Annotated in this window: 1 protein-coding gene and 1 pseudogene; both read left to right on the top strand. The window is 69.1% G+C overall.

Going from position 1 to position 900, the window contains the following annotated elements; all coding sequences use genetic code 11:
* The first annotated feature begins 29 nt into the window (after window positions 1-29).
* Window positions 30-245 (top strand): DUF6243 family protein, encoded by a 216-nt coding sequence (locus N4G66_RS45205; protein WP_261710153.1) that lies wholly within the window; start codon window positions 30-32, stop codon window positions 243-245.
* Window positions 246-356: 111 nt separating this feature from the next.
* Window positions 357-779, top strand: a pseudogene (locus tag N4G66_RS45200) (transposase); the annotation flags it as partial.
* Between the last annotated feature and the right edge of the window lie 121 nt (window positions 780-900).

Below are 900 nucleotides of genomic sequence, written 5' to 3'. Positions count from 1 at the left end.
GAGGATTCAAATCATTACCGGGAGAACCCGTGACTGTGAGCAAGAACATCAACAACCCCGTGGGCATGGGCGGCGGCCAGCGCAAGAAGCTGTCCCGCGCCGAACGGCAGAACAACGGTCCGCACCGCAACCTCGACCGCCAGGGTGCAGCCGACCAGAAGGCGGAGCTGGTGCGCAAGATGCGTGAGAAGGCAGGCGCAGCTGAGGGCGCCGGGCAGGCGGGCGACGACCCCGCACAGAGCTGACGCACCGCCGCCGCAGGGCGGCACCGCACGGGGTAGGGCCCGGACCGCGCGTCGCGGTCCGGGCCCTGCCGCCGTATCGGGGCTCTGCTGTCGTACCAGGTGCGGCCGGCCCCCCTCAGCTCTCGGCCGAAGGCCATTCAGGACATCTGCAACGCTGAGGACCGCGAGCATGCGGCCAAGGCCGTCGCCGCGTTCGCCAAGCAGTACGGGGCGAAGTCCCCCAAGGCCGTCAAGGAGATCGTCGATGACGAGGCCGAGCTGCTGGCGTTCTACGGCTTCCCGGCCGAGCACTGGATCCGCCTGCGGACCACGAATCAGATCGAGTCGACCTTTGCGACCGTCCGGCTGCGGACCAAGGTCACCAAAGGGGCCGGCTCCCGCGCGGCCGCCCTGGCGATGGTGTTCAAGCTCGTCGAGTCCGCCCAGGCCCGCTGGCGAGCCGTGAACGCACCCCACCTCGTCGCCCTCGTCCGTGCCGGAGCCCGCTTCGAGCGCGGCCACCTCGTCGAACGCCCCGAGAGCCACGCAGCCTGAACGACCTCGATTCATCCACAGATCTTGACTGCAACTCCCCCGCCGCGCCGCCCTGGGCAGCAGGGCCGGCGCGTCAGGCCGATGAGTTTGCCGGTTGCCTGAAGTCTTCCTCTTGAATCCT

This window comes from Streptomyces rhizosphaerihabitans (genome assembly GCF_025399795.1).
Classification (GTDB): Bacteria; Actinomycetota; Actinomycetes; order Streptomycetales; family Streptomycetaceae; genus Streptomyces; species Streptomyces rhizosphaerihabitans.
This window is presented reverse-complemented; position numbering and strand designations above follow the sequence as displayed.